This window comes from Streptomyces sp. DSM 116793 (genome assembly GCF_057320905.1).
On sequence record NZ_CM170494.1, the window covers coordinates 3,992,493 to 4,012,484 of the forward strand.

The 19,992-nt window shown below is 72.5% G+C and carries 15 protein-coding genes and 1 pseudogene; 7 read left to right on the forward strand and 9 right to left on the reverse strand.

Features of this window, described 5'->3' with window-relative positions; genetic code table 11:
- Positions 1-12: 12 nt before the first annotated feature.
- Positions 13-1,539, reverse strand: a complete 1,527-nt coding sequence (locus ACSMXW_RS15385; RefSeq protein ID WP_485806964.1) for an AMP-binding protein — start codon at positions 1,537-1,539, stop codon at positions 13-15.
- 407 nt (positions 1,540-1,946) lie between these two features.
- On the opposite strand from ACSMXW_RS15385, the gene ACSMXW_RS15390 reads away from it, so the two are divergent.
- The 5 genes from ACSMXW_RS15390 (at position 1,947) to ACSMXW_RS15410 (ending at position 6,224) form a co-directional block, all read left to right on the forward strand.
- Positions 1,947-2,267, forward strand: coding sequence for a hypothetical protein (locus ACSMXW_RS15390; RefSeq protein WP_485806966.1), 321 nt, complete (start codon positions 1,947-1,949; stop codon positions 2,265-2,267).
- A 194-nt stretch (positions 2,268-2,461) separates the two neighbouring features.
- On the forward strand, positions 2,462-3,694 hold the full coding sequence (locus tag ACSMXW_RS15395) for a helix-turn-helix domain-containing protein (protein WP_485806968.1): 1,233 nt from the start codon (positions 2,462-2,464) through the stop codon (positions 3,692-3,694).
- 55 nt (positions 3,695-3,749) lie between these two features.
- Entirely contained in the window at positions 3,750-4,190 is a 441-nt protein-coding gene (locus ACSMXW_RS15400; protein ID WP_485806969.1) for a hypothetical protein, read from the forward strand.
- A 562-nt stretch (positions 4,191-4,752) separates the two neighbouring features.
- The gene (locus ACSMXW_RS15405; RefSeq protein WP_485806971.1) at positions 4,753-5,868 is read left to right on the forward strand and encodes a hypothetical protein; all 1,116 of its coding nucleotides are present in this window, start codon (positions 4,753-4,755) and stop codon (positions 5,866-5,868) included.
- Positions 5,865-6,224 (forward strand): ASCH domain-containing protein, encoded by a 360-nt coding sequence (locus tag ACSMXW_RS15410; protein ID WP_485806972.1) that lies wholly within the window; start codon positions 5,865-5,867, stop codon positions 6,222-6,224. Before ACSMXW_RS15405 ends, ACSMXW_RS15410 begins: the two co-directional genes overlap by 4 nt.
- Before the next feature lie 132 nt (positions 6,225-6,356).
- Here ACSMXW_RS15410 and ACSMXW_RS15415 read toward each other — a convergent pair.
- From ACSMXW_RS15415 to ACSMXW_RS15440, 6 genes and pseudogenes are all read right to left on the reverse strand, one after another.
- A pseudogene (locus tag ACSMXW_RS15415) lies at positions 6,357-7,409 on the reverse strand (AMP-binding protein); the annotation flags it as partial.
- Positions 7,410-7,478: 69 nt separating this feature from the next.
- Positions 7,479-8,609 (reverse strand): helix-turn-helix domain-containing protein, encoded by a 1,131-nt coding sequence (locus tag ACSMXW_RS15420; protein WP_485806974.1) that lies wholly within the window; start codon positions 8,607-8,609, stop codon positions 7,479-7,481.
- 705 nt (positions 8,610-9,314) lie between these two features.
- Entirely contained in the window at positions 9,315-10,154 is an 840-nt protein-coding gene (locus ACSMXW_RS15425) for a helix-turn-helix transcriptional regulator (protein WP_485806975.1), read from the reverse strand.
- A gap of 48 nt (positions 10,155-10,202) precedes the next feature.
- Complete coding sequence (locus tag ACSMXW_RS15430; RefSeq protein WP_485806977.1) at positions 10,203-11,201, reverse strand: aldo/keto reductase; 999 nt, start codon at positions 11,199-11,201, stop codon at positions 10,203-10,205.
- Between the two features lie 402 nt (positions 11,202-11,603).
- Positions 11,604-14,018: a protein serine/threonine kinase AfsK gene (afsK, locus tag ACSMXW_RS15435; protein WP_485806979.1), complete on the reverse strand. Its 2,415-nt coding sequence runs from the start codon at positions 14,016-14,018 to the stop codon at positions 11,604-11,606.
- Positions 14,019-14,611: 593 nt separating this feature from the next.
- Entirely contained in the window at positions 14,612-14,935 is a 324-nt protein-coding gene (locus ACSMXW_RS15440) for a hypothetical protein (protein WP_485806981.1), read from the reverse strand.
- 220 nt (positions 14,936-15,155) lie between these two features.
- On the opposite strand from ACSMXW_RS15440, the gene ACSMXW_RS15445 reads away from it, so the two are divergent.
- Positions 15,156-15,803, forward strand: a complete 648-nt coding sequence (locus ACSMXW_RS15445; protein ID WP_485806983.1) for a TetR family transcriptional regulator — start codon at positions 15,156-15,158, stop codon at positions 15,801-15,803.
- Between the two features lie 376 nt (positions 15,804-16,179).
- On the opposite strand, the gene ACSMXW_RS15450 is transcribed toward ACSMXW_RS15445, so the two are convergent.
- Positions 16,180-16,929 carry a GNAT family N-acetyltransferase gene (locus ACSMXW_RS15450; RefSeq protein WP_485806985.1) on the reverse strand — a complete coding sequence of 250 codons (750 nt, stop codon included), beginning with the start codon at positions 16,927-16,929 and terminating at the stop codon, positions 16,180-16,182.
- Positions 16,930-17,285: 356 nt separating this feature from the next.
- On the opposite strand from ACSMXW_RS15450, the gene ACSMXW_RS15455 reads away from it, so the two are divergent.
- Complete coding sequence (locus ACSMXW_RS15455) at positions 17,286-18,473, forward strand: flavin-containing monooxygenase (RefSeq protein ID WP_485806986.1); 1,188 nt, start codon at positions 17,286-17,288, stop codon at positions 18,471-18,473.
- 188 nt (positions 18,474-18,661) lie between these two features.
- Here ACSMXW_RS15455 and ACSMXW_RS15460 read toward each other — a convergent pair whose 3' ends face one another.
- Entirely contained in the window at positions 18,662-19,975 is a 1,314-nt protein-coding gene (locus ACSMXW_RS15460; RefSeq protein ID WP_485806987.1) for an MFS transporter, read from the reverse strand.
- Between the last annotated feature and the right edge of the window lie 17 nt (positions 19,976-19,992).

A 19,992-nucleotide genomic window follows, 5' to 3' on the forward strand; every position in this document is an offset into this window, starting at 1 on the left:
CAGGTCCCGGCCCTACGACGGGTCCCGGTCCCAGTACGGCTTGCGGAGTTTGAACTTCTGGAGTTTCCCGGTGGCCGTGCGCGGCAGCTCCGCGCGGAACTCCACGCGCTTGGGGCACTTGTACGCGGCGAGGTTCGCGCGGCAGTGCGCGATCACGTCGTCGGCGGTCAGGGCCTCGTCCGCGGTGACGACGAGCGCGGTGACGAGTTCGCCCCACTTGTCGTCGGGGATGCCGATGACGGCGACCTCGCGGACCGCGGGGTGGCTGGTGATCACGTCCTCCACCTCGATGGACGAGACGTTCTCGCCGCCGGTGATGATGACGTCCTTCTTGCGGTCCGTCAGGGTCAGTTGGCCGTCCTCGACGACGCCTCCGTCGCCGGTGTGGAACCAGCCGCCGGCCTGGGCCGCCGCGGTCGCCTCGGGGTCGTCCCAGTAGGCCGCCAGGTTGTGGTTGCTGCGCGCCAGCACCTCGCCGGTCTCGTCGGTGGTGATCCGTACGCCGATACCGGGGGCGCCGGCGCGGCCCAGCCTGACGGCCTGCTCGTGCGGGTCGAGGCCGTCCCACTCGGCGCGCATCCGGCTCATGGTCAGGAACGGGGACGTCTCGGTGAGGCCGTAGAGCTGGATGAACTCCCAGCCGAGGTCGGCGCGGACGCGCTCGATGGTGCGGGTGGGCGGCGGGGCGCCGGCCACGACGATACGGGTGCGGTCGCGGCCCGGGATCGCGCCATCCCAGTCGGGGGCGGCGTCCAGGACCGCGTTGACGACGGCGGGCGCGGCGCACAGCAGCGTGACGCCGTGCCGCTCGACACGGCGCAGGATCTCGGTGCCGTCGACCTTGCGGAGCACGATGTGCGTACCGCCCATGCCGGTCACCGCGTACGGCATTCCCCAGCCGTTGGCGTGGAACATCGGCAGCGTGTGCAGGTAGACGTCGCGGTCGCCGACGCCTGTGTGCCAGCCGAAGGTCGCGGCGTTCAGCCACAGGTTGCGGTGGGTGAGCTGGACGCCCTTGGGGCGGGCGGTGGTGCCCGAGGTGTAGTTGAGGGTGGCCGTCGCACCCTCGTCCGCCTCCCACGGGCGGGGGTCCGCGCCGCGGTCGTCCGTGCCCCAGACCGCGTCGTCGTCCTCGCCCAGGACGAAGGTGTGCCGGGCGCCGATCTCGCCCGCCAGTTGTTTGAGCTCGGGGTCGAGGAGCAGCACCTCGGCGCCGGAGTGGCCCACGATGTAGGTGATCTCGGCCGCGGTGAGGCGGAAGTTGATCGGAACGAGCACGCGGCCCCAGCCGGAGACGCCGTAGAACGAGGTGAACAGGCGGGCGCTGTTCTGCGAGACGACCGCGACACGGCCGCCGGCCGGCACGCCGAGCCGGTCCAGCGCGGCGGCCTGCGCGGCGGCCCTGCGGGCCAGTTCGGCGTAGGTCACCTCGCCCCACGACGGGGCGGGTTGGACGGGTTCGTCGATGATGCCGGTGCGCTCGGGGTAGACCGTGACGGCACGGTCCAGGAAGTCCTGGATGGTCAGGGGAAACAACACGGGGCGGCTCCTTCACCGAAGGACACTTGACCCGAATGTTCCTCGGCACCTCGCCGGATATGCCGACGGTGACCTGACGGTGTCGTCGGACCAGCCCCGTCGGCCCCGGCCCCCAGATCACAGCCCCGCGCCCCATCGGGGCGCACCCCCGTTGTACGCCGCCCCGGGTAAGGGGCGCGGAACTACGCGAGACCGGTGGCTCGGCCACGGCGGACCCAGCCCCCTCGGGCCGTCGGCGATTCCCCCGCCTCACCGCGTGGCCCGCGGCCCGCAGCCCGCGGCGTGAGCCACCGGCGCCATCGCTGTTGCCGGAGCCCTGTCCCGGGTCATGGCTCTGCCGGTCGTCGAGCAGTTGCTCGACCGGTTCGGCCTCGGCCTCGGCTTGTTGACGAGGAGGCCCCGCGCCAGTGACCACCGGAATTCCGGGCGTAGACCTGGCCGTCGTCTGGTGCGGTGTCGTTGCAGCCGTCGGGGGCGCCGTCGGCCTGCTCTACCGGGCCAGCAGGGGCGCGCGCCTCGCTGACCGGCTTGGCGAGGTTGCCGACGACTGGCAGGGCGTACCCGCCCGCCCCGGGGTGCCGGCCCGCCCAGGCGTCATGCAGCGGCTCGACGCCATCGAGCGGCAGCTCGCCGCCGTTGAGCACGAGCTACACCCGAACAGCGGAACGAGCCTGCGAGATGCCGTCGACCGCGTCGACGCCCGTACCCGTCTCACCGTCGATGAGTAGTTCGTCCTGAGCGCGCCCCCGCCCGGCCCTGCGCCGGGCGGGGGCGCCTTCTGTATTCGTGGGGGCACTTCCTGACGGCACTCCACACGAGTGGCACCCGCTGGGTACCTTTCATGAGTGAAAGCCCCTACGTCTGGAGCTCGGATGCCTCGCCGCGCAGTACGCCGGCGCCTCACCCAAAAGGGGGCGCGCTGATGCTGGAAGAAGCCGAAAAGATCGGCCGCCGCGCACGCCGCGCACGGCTTCGCCTCGGTATGACACAAGCCGACCTCGCCGCTGCCATCGGCAAAACGCAAGGCTGGGTGTCCAAGATGGAACGGGGCGACATTGAGCTTGACCGCGTCGGCCTGCTCAACCTTCTCGCCGCAGAACTTCATGTACACCCCAACGACCTGATCGGGCGCCCGTACAACAGCTCACCGGAAGAGAATCAGTGGCAGGTCTCTGCCGCATCCATCCTGCGTGAACTGCGCCGGTACGACCTTTCCCCGGTCTTCAACGGCACCCCGCGGCCGGCCGCGCAGCTCTGGCAGGAAACCACTCGGCTGCACCGCCTGCGCGACGCTGCGGCGAACGTGGCCATCATGGAAGTACTCCCCGACATGTTCCGCGAGGCACGCGCCCTCGCTGAGGTGAGCACCGGGCAGCACGAGCGGGAGGAAGCGTTCGCCGTCTATGCCGTGTGCTGCAAGTTCGCGCACACCGCCGCGCATGCCCTCGGGCATCCCGAGCTGATCGCCATGGCGTGTGAACGGGCCGCCTGGTCGGCACGGCAGTCCGGCGACCCTGTCATGTTGGCCGTCGCCGACTGGATGCGTGTGTGGGACATGTGGGCGACGGCGGATTGGGACGACGCCATGGCCCTTTCCGACAAGGCGATCGAGGGCGTACAGCAGGGATACGAGCAGGGAGAGCCGCTTGCCGTTCGCGCGTGGGGTTCGCTGCAACTCCGCGCGGCGGTCTCCGCGGCGCGTGCTAGCCGGAAGTCGGAAGCCGAGGACCGCATCGGCCACGCCCGCAGCGCCGCAAAACGGTTGGAGCAGTACGCCGGCCCCCCGGTGTACGACCGGCACAGCCTGACGTTCTCAGCCGGGAATGTGCAGATTCACGCAATCAGTGTCGCACTGGAGATGCACCAGCAGCGCCAGGCGTTGAGGATAAACCGGCGCACTAGTCCAGAGGTGGTCGCGGCTCTGCCCAATTCCCGGCAGGGGCATCACCACATGGACCTCGCGCGTGCGTGGCTGTGGGACGGCAACCGGGACGACGCCTTGAAGGAGCTGGAGAAGGCCGAGCGGCTGGCGCCTCAGCTGGTCCGGAATCACCCCATTGCCCGGTCAACCCTTCGGAAGATCGTGTACGCCGAACGGGCGAGCACCCGCGAGAAGTTGCGCCGCATGTCGGACCGCTTCCACCTCGACGGATAAGGGTCGTATTCCTGGGGTTCATATTGGGCCGTTCGCATCCGCCTAGCTTCGGGGCATGGCCGATCAAACCTCGAAGCAACTCCCCGCGCGGGGCGTCGAGTTAGGTGCAGGCGCCCCGTTCCACCCCCGGCTCGGTGACCTCGCTTCCGACCTCGCCAAGGGGGGACGAATCGGGGTCGTCGTCGCCCTGCCGGGTGCCTCGTCGGCGTCCTACCAACTGCGCCCGCCGGGCGGCGGCGAGGACTGGCGCGCGAAGCGCGACGGGACCACGCTGCGCCCCGTCCCCGTCCCGGTCACGCACGTCACCCCACTCCACCGCGACGCGGTCCATGACCACCAGGCGCAGCACGCCACGCTACCGGTAATCGTCCACCACGAGGACGGCGGGACGTCCGAGGCTCTGCTCATTCTCACGCCTGGTCAGGTCGAGCTGTACCGAATGCAGCTCGACCAGATGATCGAACACCGGACGTCGGCCCGGGAACGGGAATGGTGAGCCCGGACTCGCAGGCACCCGCGCCGCCGGCCGCCGCCACGTGCGCCCCCGCGCTGCCCGCCGTCGGCTTCCGCTGCGAGGCCGTCGCGCACGACCTCAGCGGATCCCGCGAGGTCGTGCTCGCCGTCTACCGCGGTCGCTCGCCACGTCTCGCCGCCCGATGGCTGCGAACCGCTGCAAGGCACCTCGCCGACCTACTCGACCCGGCCCCGGACGCCGCCCACCTGCACACCGCACTCTTCGCCAGCGACCCGGACACTCCCCGCCCAGAGGCAGAGCTGCGCGGGTGGGCCGGCAGTGACCAGGCATACGACCACGCGCTGCGCGCCCTCGCCGCGGGGCGCCCGCTGCGGCTCAGCGTGACCGACTACGACGCCCGGTATTCCCTGCGCGTGTACCCGATTCCGACACGCCAACCACGGCTCCCACAGTCCCCCGCCCCCGTCGGGTGTCCACCCAACTTCTCCCCGACGGGGGCGGGTCGCCACCGAAAACCGCGGAGAGAGAACCGCTCCCGGATCCGCTCGACATCGTCTTATCCATCATCCCAAGGGGGGAACGGGTGACAATCCACCCGGTATCACCGAATACCGTCCTGGCCAACGCACTTTCGCACGCCGTCGACGTACTCACTCCCCGCGTGGTCGACTCCGCGCCTGACCGCGTCGTCTTCATCGTCGGAACGCAGATCAACGGCACACCCCATGTCGGGACCTCGCTCGTGCAATCCCTCACCTTCGCGACCGCGGCCCACGTCCGCGACAAGTTCGGCCTACCGGCTGAGGTCTGGTTCGGGGCACTCGACAACGCCCCGCACGAGATCGTCACAGACAACGTGACCGGCCACCGCTACCAGCGCACCTACGCGCATGCACTCGGCATGCAGGCAATCGGCGAACAGATCGACGCTCTGTACCTTCCCCTGCTCGCCGCCCTCTCCGCACGGCTGCACATCCCCTACTCCATCCACACCTACTCGAAGCAGCAGGCCGGCGAGCACTTCCGCCAGACGTGGCTTCGCGTGCTGCCGCGGATCGAGGCGGCCCGCTGGTGGCTGGCTCCCTCAGCAGGCGTCGCCCACCTGCGCGTGCCCTGTCCGCATGTCGGTTGCGGCTGGGCCGAGAAATACGCGGAGCGCACCGCAGTCCGGGAGGCTGGCCCGGACTACGCCAAGATCACAGCCGTCTGCCTGGAACACGGCGAGTACGAGGTCACACTCGACCGGTACGGCAATGGATACCTCGACCTCGCCACCCTGTACCGGAACCTCGTGAAGGAACTCGACCTGTCGGGGCGACACGGCACCCTGTACGTGATGGTCAAGGGCGGCGACTGGGTGTTCGGCTCCCACTTGGTCGATGGCGCCCTACAGGCCGTCGGCCTCCCCCCGCGGCAGCTCCCCGCGCGCCTCTTCTGCCCGCAGATCGTTACGGACACCGGCGCGAAACTGTCCAAGTCCCTCATTCGCGAAAGGCGTGCCACCTTGCCCGCCGGGGCCGCCCCCTGGATGCTCGACACTCGGGAATGGCCCGGCTCCGTCTCCGACTTCGTCGAGCACCTGCTCGGCCTCGCCGAGGTCGTACTCTCTGACCCACGGCACTTCTTCCGCTCGTACTCGGCCGGCGAGATCGGCCGGCTGATGACCGCACCAGCAGCTAGGAGCATTCCCGTCCAATGACCGGAACCGCCGCCCCTCGCGTCCGCGAGCTGAACCTCTACCGTCGGTACTTCGACCTCATCGCCGCAGGCCGGAAGTCGATCGAGGTGCGGGTCAAGTACCCGCACCTCGCCGACCTCGCCGCGGGCGACGTGATCCGGTTCCGGATCAAGGGCACCGACGAGACGTGCGACGTGCACGTACGGCAAGTCACCGAGTACAACGACTTCGAGGCACTGCTCGACGGCGAGGGGCCGGCCAACGTCAACCCGACGGCGACGCGCGAGGAACAGCTCACCAATATCCGCACCATCTACCCGCCCGAAAAGGAAGCGCTCGGCGCCCTCGCGATCAGGATCGAATTGCTTACCGCCTGACGGCCGTGCCGCTTCCGCTCCCCCGAGGGGCGGCCGGGTCCTGTGGAGCACAGCGCCCCCGGCACTGCCGGGGGCGCTGTGCTGTGCCTTTCCGTCCCTTGGGGGCCATGCCCCTTTAGGTTCACTGTCGTGGAACATCGGCAGCGTGTGCAGGTAGACGTCGCGGTCGCCGACGCCTGTGTGCCAGCCGAAGGTCGCGGCGTTCAGCCACAGGTTGCGGTGGGTGAGCTGGACGCCCTTGGGGCGGGCGGTGGTGCCCGAGGTGTAGTTGAGGGTGGCCGTCGCACCCTCGTCCGCCTCCCACGGGCGGGGGTCCGCGCCGCGGTCGTCCGTGCCCCAGACCGCGTCGTCGTCCTCGCCCAGGACGAAGGTGTGCCGGGCGCCGATCTCGCCCGCCAGTTGTTTGAGCTCGGGGTCGAGGAGCAGCACCTCGGCGCCGGAGTGGCCCACGATGTAGGTGATCTCGGCCGCGGTGAGGCGGAAGTCGGCACGCCGAGCCGGTCCAGCGCGGCGGCCTGCGCGGCGGCCCTGCGGGCCAGTTCGGCGTAGGTCACCTCGCCCCACGACGGGGCGGGTTGGACGGGTTCGTCGATGATGCCGGTGCGCTCGGGGTAGACCGTGACGGCACGGTCCAGGAAGTCCTGGATGGTCAGGGGAAACAACACGGGGCGGCTCCTTCACCGAAGGACACTTGACCCGAATGTTCCTCGGCGCCTCGCCGGATATGCCGACGGTGACCTGACGGTGTCGTCGGGCCAGCCCCGTCGGCCCCGGCCCCCAGATCACAGCCCCGCGCCCCATCGGGGCGCACCCCCGTTGTACGCCGCCCCGGGTAAGGGGCGCGGAACTACGCGAGACCGGTGGCTCGGCCACGGCGGACCCAGCCCCCTCGGGCCGTCGACGATTCCCCCGCCTCACCGCGTGGCCCGCGGCCCGCGGCTCCGGGCCCGTGACCCCTGGCCCACGGTCAGTGGCCCGAGCCCGTGGCTCGCCGGGTTCCCCCATCCCCGTCAGGCGCGTGGCCCCCAGCCCGCGCCCGGCCACGACCGGCATCTCACCGGTCCACTCTGCGGAATGGGACGTTCCCCGTTCAACGGCCTCTTTGCACAGTGACCGCCGGGACCGGTTTCCGTTTGCTGCGTCAGCGGGGCGTCGGCAGCCCGCCCGGCGCCGGCAGCCGGGCATCGGCCCGGGGCACCGGTGCGGGCACCGGCCCCCGGGCACCGGCAGCCGAAGCCGGTCGGACGGGACCGGTCAGGCGTGCCCGCGGCTCCGGTCGACGATGCGGAAGGCGAGGTGCGCGTCGTACAGCGCCGAGGGCGCGTGGAGCAGGGAGCGCTCGGTGATCTGCTCGATGCGGAGCAGGCGCTTGCGGACGGCCGGTACGGAGAGCCTCAGCGATGCCGCGGTGTCGGCCAGATGCGCGTTGTGGTCCAGCCAGGAGCGCAGGGTGCCCAAGAGCTGCGGATCGCCCCTGCCTATCTCGTCGAGAGCGGCCCGAGTCCAGTGGCGGGCCTCGGGTGCCGCGAGAAGTCCGTCCAGGTCCAGGGGTGCGTGGGCGTGGTCGCCACGCGCGGGCTCGGGACGGTGGAAGATCCGTAGCGCCAGGTCGAGTTCGGCGAGCGACGACAGCTTGTGCAGGTCCGTGTTCAGGAGCTGTCCGATGCGCTGGAGCCGGGCGGTGAGCGTGTTGCGGTGGATCTTCAGTTGGCGGGACGCCCGGGTGGAGAAGGCCAGCCAGGCGATGAGGGTCGCATGGAGTTCGCCGGCGTCCGGGCCCTGCGGGCGCCGGGGCCGGTGGTCGAGCAGCGGGCGGAGCGTGCGGGAGGCCCACGGGTGACCGGACGGGCCGATCAGGGCGGCCGGCTCCGTACGGGCGCTGAACGTCGCACAGCGTGTGGCGCCGTTCCTGGCGACCGCGAGCGCGTGGAACGCCTGTTCGTACCCTGCGGCGGTGTCGCGCAGGGCCACGGCGTGCCCGGCCCCGATGTAGCAGCTCGGCCGGCTCGTCACCCAGGGGCGCAGGGCGTGGTCCAGGGCACGGTCCTGCTCCGTGGAGCCGGAACGGGTCAGGACGATCAGGTGCCGCTTGTTCACCAGGCAGCGGACCAGCCAGGCGCGGCCGCCGGTGGCCTCGTCGCAGCTCCGCGCGCACTCCTCCCGCAGGCCGGGCGGGCACTCGATGACGTACACACGGGTGAGATCCGAAAGCCGTGAGCCCAGGGCCGCGGTGACGCGCTTGGCCTCGTGCACGTGTCCGGCCAGCAGCAGGTGCAGGGCCGCTTCCCGGGCCAGCGTGCCCGCCAGCTCCATCGCGGTCTGCCGGCGCTGCAACTCCTCCACCCGCCAGCGCAGCCACACATATCCCGAGGCGTCGGTGACCATGTCCCGGACCGGCGGGAACGGTCCCTCCCGCGCGACGACGAGGTGGCCCGGGGCCCCTCGTCGCCGATCGCCGCCGCGTACACCGTGTGGGAGCCGACGTCCAGGACGGCCGACCGGACCTCTCCGGCGGTGACGCGCCGGACCGCGTCGGCGGCCGGCGCCACCAGGTCCTTTGGTAGCCGTGCCAGCGACTCGTGGCGGGGCCGGTGCGCGTCGACGACGAGGGCGTGACCGCCGACCTGCCGCGCCAGCCGGCGCAGGAGGCGGTTCAGACCGTCCGGCCGGAGCGACAGCCGCCGCATCTGCTCGTGCTGATCAGCTCTGACTCTCTCGGTCATCCGTTCGCGCCTTCCCCGGCGAGGCGTGCGCTTGCCACATCGACATCTTCGGCCACGTGGGCGGAGGTTTTCGCGGTGTCCGCGGTCCCGCGACGTACCGGTGGTCCCGAACGCGGCAGAGGGTGCCCCGGGCACGGCGGAGGACGCCCCGGGCACGGCGCACGGCAGAGGGTCCCCCCGGGGACGCGCCGCACTGCCTGGAGGGCATGGGAGGTGCCCCCGTCGACCTGCCGGTCTCATCGTGGTCGCGCGCGGGTCCCCGCGCCACTCGGCGGGCCGCCATGCGAAGTGACAGCCCGGCACCACCGGGCGGCCCCCTGGCCGGAGACCGCCGGAGATGGCACGGGCACAGGAGAGCCGGCCGACGTCAGGCGTCGAATCTCTGCTCGCCGAGCACCTCCAGGAACTCGAAGTTCGCCGCGGTCGCGGACCCGGGCTGGGGACGGAAGATCACCAGCCGGTGGCCGGTGGTGGTGCTCAGGACGAAGTCGCACTGCACGTCGAGGGGCCCGGCGTGCGGATGGACCAACTGCTTGCGCGTGGAGCGGAGTGGTGCCACCGCCATCTCCGCCCAGTACCGGCCGAACTCCTCGCTCGCTTCGAGGAGGTCGGCGACGAGACGCTCGGCCACCGCGTCCCCGCCACGGCGCGCGGCGGCCGCCCGCAGGTCCGCCGCGTAGCCGCGTCCGATCTCCTCGTGCTCCTCGGCCACGTTGAGCGCGCGTGAGGCGGGATCGGTGAACCAGCGCCAGGTCACGTTGCCCGCCCGCTCGTCGCCGAGCTCCCACGAGCCGATCAGTGCCTGGCTCAGCCGGTTCTGCGCGAGCACCGTGGTGAGGTCGTCGATGACGTGCGCGGGCACGGTCGTCAGGGCGTCGAGCAGGAACATCATCGCCGGGTCGACGTACCCGCCGGTCGCGCCCGTGAGCGGGGGCGCGTAGCCGGCGAGCCGGTAGAGGTGGTCGCGCTCGTCCAGGGACAGCCGCAGGGCCCTGGCCAGGCTCGCCAGCAGGGTCTGCGAGGGGTGTGCGTCACGGGACTGCTCCAGCCGCTCGTAGTAGTCGACGGAGACGTTCGCCAGGAACGCGACTTCGGCCCTGCGGAGCCCTGGTGTGCGGCGTCGGCCACCGGCGGCGAGGCCGACGTCGGCCGGCCGCAGCGCCTCGCGCCGAGCCCGCAGGAAGCTCCCCAGGTCGTTGCGTTTCATCGCGGCCCCATCACTGAAGACGATCTTCCCTGATCACTGCATGTGCTCTCATTCTTGAACAGTGCGCAGCCCGGCCGGGGCGTACCGCGGGCCCGACACCGCCTCGGCCGGAACCGCCTCGCGGAGTGCGTCCAGCGCCTCGGACGCCACGGTGAGTGACGCGGCGGCCACGTTCTGCTCCAGGTAGCGGCGCCGCTTGGTGCCGGGGATGGCGGTGACGCCCTGGGCGAGCACCCACGCCAGGGCCAACTGGGCGGGGGTGACGTCGTACTTGTCGGCGATCACCCGTACGCGGTCGGCGAGGGCGAGATTGTGCGCGAAGTTCTCCCGGCTGAACCGGGGGGACATGCGAAGACGCCAGTCGTTGTCGTCGAGCGCGTCGAGCGAGCGCACCTCGCCGGTCAGGAAACCGCGGCTCAGCGGCGCGTAGGCCACGAACCCGATGCCCAGCTCGCGCACCGTGTCGAGCACGCCGTTGGTCTCCACGTCCCGGGTGAACAGCGAGTACTCCGTCTGCACGGCCGTGAGCGGCGCGGTGGCGTGGGCGGCGCGGATGGTCTCGGCGGACGCCTCGCTGATGCCCAGGTACCGCACCTTGCCCTCGGCGACCAGCTCGCCCAGCGCGCCGAACGTCTCGGTCACCGGCACGGTGGGGTCCACACGGTGCTGGTAGTACAGGTCGATGTGGTCCGTGCGGAGCCGGCGGAGCGAGCGCTCCACGGAGGTCCGCACATAGTCGGGCCGGCCGTTCGGGGGGCCGACGATCCTGCCCGTGTCGTCCAGTGTGGCGCCGCCGAACTTGGTGGCGATGACGACCTTGTCCCGGTGGGGCTCAAGGGCCCGTCCGACCAGTTCCTCCCCGGTGGCCGGACCGTAGAAGTCCGCCGTGTCGAACATGGTGACCCCGAGCTCCACCGCCCGGTGGATCGTGGCGGTCGACTCGGCGTCGTCCCGGGCGCCGTACATGGCGGTCATGCCCATGGTGCCCAGTCCCTCGACCGAGCTCGTCATGCCCTGGCTGCCGACCTGGTGCGTCCTGATGCCCATGAGATCCTCCTGTCGTGGCCGGCCACCGCCGTCCGGTGGCCTCCGCCACCAGCATGGGCCGGCCCCGCGCCGCTGTGAGCGCCCAGCTCAGACCCGTCTTCCGAGGACGACGCCGGGCCCGCGGCCCGAGGACGACGCCGGGCCCGCGGCGCGGCGTCGCGGGGCTCCGCCCCCAGGGGCGCGGGGATGGAGGTACCTCCCACGCCTTTCCGGCAGTGGGGGAGCGACCGGCCACGACGCGCCTCGGGGGTACCTCCCACGCCGTTCAGGCAGTGGGGGAGGGCCACCGGGCCAGGCCCCTTGCGGTCTCGTCGCCAGTGGTTCCGTCGCCAGCGACCGGCCGCCGGGGGCTGGGCGCGCGGTTCCCCGCGCCCCGTTCCGGCACCGGGGCGGAGCCCCGAGTCAGGTGCGGGCGGTGCCGGTGCCCCGTTCCGCGTCCAGGGCGTACACGCACCGGTCCTTGCTGCACGCGTACACCACACCTCCCTGCACCACCGGCGCCCCGGTGATCTCACCCCCGGTGGCGAGTTTCCACCGCAGCCGCCCGTCGTCGGACTTGAGCGTGTAGAGGAGGTGGTCGGTGGAGCCGAAGTGGATGCGGCCCTCCGCCACCACCGGCGAGCCCACCACGTCCCCGCCCGCCTGGAAGCGCCACTTGGGCGTCCCGGTCACCGCGTCCAGCGTGTAGAGCCCCTTGCCGCTGCCGACGTGGACATGTCCGCCGACGATCAGCACCGGCTCGATGGAGGCGCGGGCCTCGGTGGCGATCCGCCAGCGGTCCCGGCCGTCCGTGGCGTCCACCGCGTACACCGTGCCGAGGTAGTCGGCGAGGTAGACGCCGCCGCCGGTGACGGAGGGCCCCGGCGCGAACGCCGGCGGGGAGAGGAAGACCGCGGGCGCCTCGAAGTGCCAGCGGACGTGCCCGGAGGCGACGTCGACGGCGAGTGCGCGGGTGCCCGCGCAGACGTAGACGTAACCGTCCGGCGCCTGCGTCAGCCGCACCGGCACGCCGCCGCAGGAGGCCGCGTCCCCGATGGGGTACGACCAGCGCTCGTCACCGGTGCGCGCCTCCAGCGCGCGCAGTCGCGCGTCCTGCCAGACGTAGACCGTGCCGTCGTGGATGACGGGGCCCGACTCGGGCGCCTCGAAGTCCGCCTGGGCGCCGGTCAGCTCCCAGAGCTTCTGGCCGCTCGCGGCCTCCCAGGCCTGGACGCCGCCACCGCGCGTGCCGGTGACGACGGTGCCGCGGTCGGCCTTCAGGGAGTACACCCAGCCGTCCGTGGACAGCCGCCACAGGTCGGTGCCCTCGCGGGCGTCCAGCGCGTAGAGCGTGGGGCCGTCGGAGGCGTGGATCCGGCCGTCGGAGACGGCCATCGACCAGGCGACGTCGCGGGTCTTGAACTTGCGCCGCCCGGTGGCCACGTCCAGCGCGTGCACCTCGAAGGAGGTGACGTAGACGAGGTCGCCGGCGACCGCGGGGGTGCCCCAGACGTCGTTCGACATCCGGAAGCGCCAGGGGCGCCAGGTGCCGGGACCGTCCGGCGGGGGCGCCGCCGGGGGCGCGGGGATGCCGGGCGCGGGCGCCGGCACGTCACCGGGCGGCGCGGACCTGCCGCGTGTCCAGGAGGCGGCCAGGCCGGTCCCGGCGGCGGCCGGGGCGGCGTGCACGGCGGTGGCGCGGGCGTCGGCCACCCGCGGGCCCGGGCCGATGGGCAGTTGCGCGCCGCCCAGCCGCACCGGCTCGCTGTCCCGCATCCCGGCCGGGGCGTGGCCGTCGAGTCCCGGGCCGCCGGTGGCTCCGCCGGTGACCGGGGCCGGCACCGGCGGGCGCGCCGGCGCCGGCGCGTGCCGCGGGGGCGGTGGCACCGCGGGCGCGCCCCGGCTGCCGGCGCGTGCGCCGTCCGGGGCAGGCTTGGGGTGGGGGCGGCCGGCGCGGCGGGCCTCGATCAGGGCCACGGCGTGCTCGGGGAGCCAGGCGGAGGCCGAGCCGCTGTCGTCGTCGGAGCCGGCGAAGAGGTGCGGCGCCAGCTGGGCCTGGAGGTCGGCGGGGCTGGGCCGGGCGGCGGCGTCCATCTGCATGCAGGAGTCGATCAGCGGGCGCAGCTCGTCGGGCAGCCCCGACAGGTCGGGGCCCTCGCGCAGCAGCATGAAGACGGTCTCGACCGGGTTGGCGCCGTGGTAGGGCGCATGGCCGGTGGCCGCGAAGACCAGCGTGGAGCCGAGCGAGAAGACATCGCTGGCGCCGGTCACGCTGCGGGAGTCCTTCGCCTGCTCGGGGGACATGTACGCGGGCGTGCCCACCGCGACGTTGGTCAGCGTCAGCCGGGTGTTGGAGACGCCGCTCGCGATCCCGAAGTCGATCACGCGCGGGCCGTCCTCGACGACCAGGACGTTCGACGGCTTGAGGTCCCGGTGCACCAGGCCCGCGCCGTGGATGGACTGGAGCGCCTCCGCGACGCCCGCGGCCAGCCAGCGCACCGCCTGGGCGGGCAGCGGGCCCTGCTCGTTCACTATCTCCTCGAGCGAGGGCGCGGGGACGTAGGCGGTGGCGAGCCAGGGCACGGCGGCGCGCGGGTCGGCGTCCACCACGGCGGCCGTGTAGAAGCCGGAGACGGCGCGGGCGGCCTCCACCTCGCGGGTGAAGCGGACACGGAAGAGCTGGTCCTCGGCCAGTTCCGTCCTGACCGTCTTGATCGCCACGCGCCGGCCGGACGCCGAGCGCGCGAGATAGACGAGGCCCATGCCCCCGGCTCCGAGCCGGCCCAGCACCTCGAAGGGCCCGATCCGTCTCGGATCCTGCTGCGTCAGCTGGTCCACCTTGCCTGCCACCTCCCCGTACGGCCGTGCCGAGCAACGGCCCCGTGCAGCGTCTCACCACCGAACCGCCGTGGCGGCACGCACCCTGATTCTTCCTGTCCGGAGCGCTGGTTGCGAACCCGGGTGAGGACGGGGGTGTCCCGGACAAACAAGGACGTATCAAGTGAGGGCGCAGGAAAACAACCCCCCTTGACATCCCTACCGTCCGGTATCAGAAAGCCCAGTGGTCACATCGTGGACACGGAGCATCCCGAAGGGACGTGGGGAACCGCGCCGCAGGCCCCCGCCGGCCGGCGGCCGGACACGAACCGCAAGGGGCTCACCCCGGTGGGGCGGCCCACGAGACCGCAGGGGTCACCGCGGCGGGGCAGCCCACGAGACCGCAGGGGTCACCGCGGCGGGGCGGGCCACGAGACCGCAGGGAGCTCGTCCCGGTGACCCTCCCCCACTGCCTGACCTGAAGGGCGTGGGAGGTACGCCCAAGGCGCATCGCGGTTTCCCGCACCCCGCAGGGGCGCACCCGCGCCGGGCGGCGCAGAGGCGCCCGGCGCGGAGCACGGGGCACAACGCGCTTCAGCGCGCGTCAGCGCGCGTCAGCTCGCTTCGAGGTGTCCGGTAGCCCGCAGCCCACCGTCGCAGGTGAGCGTCTCCGTGCCGTCACCGGTGCGCCAGTCGCCGTACAGGGTGGTGACGTGCGAGGGGTTGCGCGGGTCGCTGACGTCGGAGCAGTCGGCGACGAGCCGCCAGGTGTACGAGGAGCCGCTGAAGCAGGTGGCGGAGGCCGTGCTGCCGCTGCTCGTCAGGTTGCACGGCAGCGAGGCCGCGCCGGCGGGGGCGGCAAGGGTGAGCAGTGACGCGGTGAGGGCGGCGGCACCGGTGAGTCCGGCGGTGACCAGTGCGGCGGTCTTCCTGGGCATGACGGATTTCCCTTCGCTTTCTGCGATACGGACGGGCAACCACTATGGATCACCCGGACATCCCAGGTCTAGACCAATTACGTCATCAATACGGACGTGATTGTGTACCGGCCCTCGATCGCCCCTCGTTCTCGTCCGCACAGGGCCGGTGAACCGGCCGGGTAACCCCATTTGCAGTCGGCCGAATCGCGCTCGGACCCCCCGTCGGTAAGCTGACGGCATGACAGGACAAGTGCGTACCGTCGACGGCCGGGTGGCCGGACGGCGAGGTCAGGCAACGCGTCAGAAACTGCTGGAGTGCCTGGGTGAGATGCTTCGCACCTCGCCCTACCGGGACGTCAAGGTGATTGACGTCGCCCGGAAAGCAGGCACCTCACCGGCGACGTTCTACCAGTACTTCCCGGATGTCGAAGGCGCGGTTCTGGAGCTCGCGCAGCAATTGACGTCGGAAGGCGCCGGATTGAGCGAGCTGGTCGCCGGCCGTTCCTGGGCGGGTAAGTCAGGATGGCAGACGGCCCAGGATCTCGTGGACGGTTTCCTGGATTTCTGGCGCCGCAACGACGCAATTCTCCGCGTCATCGATCTCGGTGCGGCCGAGGGCGACAAACGCTTCGCCAGGCTCCGTATGCGAATCCTCAACTCGATCTTCAGCTCTCTGTCGGAGAGCGTTAAGGATCTCCAGGCCAAGGGCCGCGTCGACCGCGAGGTGAGCCCCCAGGCCGTGGCGGGCTCCCTGGTCACGATGCTCGCCTCCGTCGCCTCCCACCAGAAGAACCTGCAGGCCTGGGGGGTGAAGCAGGCGGAGATCAAGCCGAATCTCGCACTGCTGGTGCACCTGGGGGTGACCGGGCGCAAGCCGCCGAGATGACGCCGCCGGCGCCGGCGTGGGAGCGACCGCCGGCCGGTCACCGTTCACCCGAATAGCCGGGGGTCACCCCCGGGGTCCTGTCTCGCAGCGGCGGGTCGCGGCTGAAGCCCGCGCCCCGCCGCTGTCGTATGTCCGTGGACGGTGAGCCGTGAGGCGTCGGGCGGGGGCCGTGAGGCGTCGGGCGGGGGGCCGCGAGCCGTGAGACGTGAGCGGCGGGGGGTGTGCGCCGTGAGACGTGAGCGGCGGGGGCTGTGCGCCGTGAGGCGTCGGCGAGCCGTGAGACGTGAGACGTGAGCGGTGGGCCGTCGTGACCGGTGGGCCGTGGGACGTGGTGGCCGCGCACGCCTGGCCGCCGGCCGTGCGTCACCCGGACGGGTCAGGCCGGGTCTGCGAAAGTGAACTCCGTGGGCGCCGGGGCGGCCGGGCCCCCGTGCGGCGGGTCCTGGATGCCGTCCGCGTGCTGCCGCGCCTCAGGCGCTCTCCCCCCGGCCTGCGCCGCCGCCCCGTCCGGTACCTGCGGGTCCGGATCGGTGGCCAGCCGGGCGTGCAGGTGGACGTCACGGAAGGCGTCCTTCCGGCCCGCCTCGAACATCGCGCCCCGCAGCGTCCCCTCGTACCGGTAGCCGCAGCGCTCCGCGACCCGGCAGGAGACCTGGTGGCCGGCGGCGTGGCCGAGCTCGACCCGGTACAGGCCCGCGGCCGTGAAGCACCAGGCCGAGACGAGCGCGAGGGCGCGGTGGGCGACGCGGCGGCCGCGGGCCTCGGGCAGCACCCAGTAGCCGACGCGGGCGGTGCGCAGGACGTGCTCGATGTTGTTGACGCCCATGTGTCCGAGGACGGCGCCGGTCCCGGCGTCCGTGACGCAGAACGCGGCGGAGACGCCCTGCGCCGCGTCGTCGAGCCGGGCGCGCAGCGAGGCACGCGCGTCGTCGGGGGTGGCGACGGTCCTGAGCGGGGTGTTCCAGCGCAGGAACTCCGGGTCGAGCACGCCGCGCAGCCAGGCGTCCACGTCCTCGGCGGACTCGGGGCGCCAGGGCCGCAGCCGCAGCCCGTGCCCGGACATCCCGGCGGCGGACGGCACCCTGACGCCGGTGAGGTGATCCTCGCTTCTCGCTTCGTCGGTCATCGCCCCATTGAACTCCCCCGGTGAACGCCCTGACCCGCGGAAGACCCCGAAGCCCTGAGACCCGAAACGCCGGCAGCCCCGAGATCCCGAATGCCCCGAAGCCCCGAGACCCCGACCCGAAGACCCCTGAACGTCCCTGATGCCCCGGGCCCCTGCCCCTGCTCCCCCTGCTCCGGCGTCTGCCCCCGCCCTGCCCCTGGGCCCGCCGCCCCTCCCCCTGCCCCTCCCCCTGCCCTGCCCCTGCCCTGAGGCCCGCCGGGCGGCGCACGGGTGCGTGCCGTGTTCGTAATCCATTCGCAACCGATTTCGCATTTGACCGGGACCGATCAACGAATGCCCGGATTACGCTCCCGCCCATGGCCACAGAAACGACCGCCCGGGACGTCCGGCCCGCGCGCGGTTCCCAGGACCACCCCGTGTACGTCATCGGCGGCGGTCCCGGCGGGCTCGCGGTGGCGCAGGGGCTACGCGCCCGGGGCGTACGGGCCGTCGTGCTGGAGAAGTCGGGGCAGGTCGGCGCCGCCTGGCGCGGGCACTACGACCGGCTCAGGCTGCACACCACCCGGCGGATGTCCGCGCTGCCGGGCCTGCCGATCCCCCGCGCCTACGGGCGTTGGGTGGCGCGAGACGACGTGGTGCGGTACCTGGAGCAGTACGCCGAGGAGCACCGTCTGGAGATCGTCACCGGGGTGGAGGTCTCCCGGGTGGAGCGGACCGGCAGCGACGGCGGCGACCGCTGGCTGCTACGGGCGAGCGGCGGCCGGGAGTTGCTGGCCAGCGCGGTGGTGGTCGCGACGGGCTACAACCACACGCCCCGGCTGCCCGACTGGCCGGGACGGGACGCCTGGCGGGGCGAGCTGCTGCACGCGCGCGCGTACCGCGACGCGGCGCCGTTCGCCGGCAAGGACGTGCTGGTGGTCGGGGCCGGCAACACGGGTGCCGAGATAGCCGTCGACCTGGTGGAGGGCGGGGCCGCGCGGGTGCGGCTCGCGGTGCGCACGCCCCCGCACATCGTGCGGCGGTCCACTGCGGGGTGGCCCGCGCAGGCCACCGGCATCCTGTGCCGCCGGCTGCCGGTGTGGGTGGTGGACCGGCTGGCCCGGCCGCTCGCCGGGCTGAGCGTGCCGGACCTTGCGGCGCACGGCCTGCCGCGGCCGGACGCCGGCCTGTACACGCGGGCCCGGCAGGGGGCGATTCCCGTGCAGGACGTGGGGCTGATCGACGCGGTGCGCAAGGGGCGGGTGGAGCCGGTGGGTGCGGTGGTGTCGTTCGAGGAGCGCAAGGTGGTGCTCGCGGACGGCAGCGTGGTCGCGCCCGATGTGGTCATCGCGGCGACGGGGTACCGGCAGGGCCTGGAGGGGCTCGTGGGGCACCTGGACGTGCTGGACGAGCGGGGGTTACCGCGTATCCAGGGCGCACGTGCCGTGCGGCACGCGCCCGGGTTGTTCTTCCTCGGCTTCACGACACCGATCAGCGGGACGCTGCGGGAGCTGGCCCGCGACTCCCGCAAGCTCGCCCGCGCACTGGCCCGGGCTTCGCGGTAGGCCCGTCCCGGGGCCGCCGAACCGGGCCGTCCGGCGTTCGAGGACGAGCCCGAAGGGCGACACACCCCGGCGCACCCCAGGGCGACCCGCTCCCCAACCCACCAAGTCGGTCCGGCGATTGAGGACGAGCCCGAAGGGCGACTCCCCCGGCACAGGGAAGCCGTTGTGGGCGGAACCCGGGCCGGGGCCTACACCGGGTTCACCCGGCGGATCACGAGAGACATCAGCGCCGCCGCCGCACACAACGCCCCCGCCGCGTACCAGACGACGTCGTACGAGCCGAACGTGTCCCGGGCGACACCGCCAAGGTAGGCGACGACCGCGGCCCCGACCTGGTGGGACGCGAGGACCCACCCGAAGACGATCGCGCTGTCCGCCCCGAAGTGCTGACGGCACAGCGCCACGGTGGGCGGCACGGTGGCGACCCAGTCGAGCCCGTAGAAGACGATGAAGAACAGCATCGTCGGATGCACGCTCGGCCCCAGCAGCACCGGCAGGAACAGCAGCGAGACACCCCGCAGCGCGTAGTAGACCGCCAGCAGCCGGCGCGCCTCGAAGCGGTCCGTGAACCAGCCGGAGGCGATCGTCCCGGCGACATCGAAGACGCCGACCACCGCGAGCAGCGACGCCGCGGCCGTCACCGGCATCCCGTGGTCGTGCGCGGCGGGCACGAAGTGCGTCTGGATCAGCCCGTTGGTGGAGGCCCCGCAGATCGCGAAGGAGCCGGCGAGCAGCCAGAAGGGACCGGTGCGCACGGCCGAGAACAGCACGCCCACGGTGCGCCGGGCGGCGCCCCGCGCGGGCGGCGGCTTCGGCACGAACTCCCGTGCCCCGTACGGCTTCAGCCCCACGTCCGCCGGATGGTCCCGCAGCAGCAGCCACACGAACGGCACCACGGCGAGCGCCGCCAGCGCCACCGTCACCGCCGCGGGCCGCCAGCCGTGCTTCTCCACGAGCCAGGACAGCATCGGCAGGAAGATCAGCTGGCCGGAGGCGGAGGCGGCCGTGAGGATGCCGGTGACCAGGCCGCGCCGCTCGGTGAACCAGCGGTTGGTGACCGTCGCCGCGAAGGCCAGCGCCATCGAGCCGGTGCCGAGGCCGACCAGCAGCCCCCAGCAGAGCAGCAGTTGCCAGGCGGCCGTCATCCACACCGTGAGCCCGGAGCCCAGCGCGATGACGCTCAGCGCGACGGCGACCACCTTGCGGATGCCGAAGCGGTCCATCAGCGCGGCGGCGAACGGCGAGGTGAGCCCGTAGAGCGCGAGGTTGATGGAGACGGCGGCGCCGATGGTGCCGCGCGACCAGTGGAACTCCTGGTGCAGCGGGTCGATCAGCAGGCCGGGCAGGGAGCGGAAAGCAGCCGCGCCGATGATGGTGACAAAGGCGACAGCCGCGACAAACCAGGCGCGGTGCACCGTGATCGCGCGGCGCGGACGCCGGGAGCGCGCGCCGTCTGCCGCGGGGTCGCCCTGGGGAGCGGGAGCTTCGGTTGTCTGCGTCACCCCCTCAGACTTCCGGA

What these genes read in the sequence shown, in the direction of transcription:
- ACSMXW_RS15395 (WP_485806968.1), top strand. Translation starts at nt 2,462, where the DNA reads ATGCTGGAAGAAGCCGAAAAGATCGGCCGCCGCGCACGCCGCGCACGG.
- ACSMXW_RS15400 (WP_485806969.1), top strand. Translation starts at nt 3,750, where the DNA reads ATGGCCGATCAAACCTCGAAGCAACTCCCCGCGCGGGGCGTCGAGTTA.
- ACSMXW_RS15410 (WP_485806972.1), top strand. Translation starts at nt 5,865, where the DNA reads ATGACCGGAACCGCCGCCCCTCGCGTCCGCGAGCTGAACCTCTACCGT.
- ACSMXW_RS15420 (WP_485806974.1), bottom strand. Translation starts at nt 8,609, where the DNA reads ATGGTCACCGACGCCTCGGGATATGTGTGGCTGCGCTGGCGGGTGGAG.
- ACSMXW_RS15425 (WP_485806975.1), bottom strand. Translation starts at nt 10,154, where the DNA reads ATGAAACGCAACGACCTGGGGAGCTTCCTGCGGGCTCGGCGCGAGGCG.
- ACSMXW_RS15430 (WP_485806977.1), bottom strand. Translation starts at nt 11,201, where the DNA reads ATGGGCATCAGGACGCACCAGGTCGGCAGCCAGGGCATGACGAGCTCG.
- ACSMXW_RS15440 (WP_485806981.1), bottom strand. Translation starts at nt 14,935, where the DNA reads ATGCCCAGGAAGACCGCCGCACTGGTCACCGCCGGACTCACCGGTGCC.
- ACSMXW_RS15445 (WP_485806983.1), top strand. Translation starts at nt 15,156, where the DNA reads ATGACAGGACAAGTGCGTACCGTCGACGGCCGGGTGGCCGGACGGCGA.
- ACSMXW_RS15450 (WP_485806985.1), bottom strand. Translation starts at nt 16,929, where the DNA reads ATGACCGACGAAGCGAGAAGCGAGGATCACCTCACCGGCGTCAGGGTG.
- ACSMXW_RS15455 (WP_485806986.1), top strand. Translation starts at nt 17,286, where the DNA reads ATGGCCACAGAAACGACCGCCCGGGACGTCCGGCCCGCGCGCGGTTCC.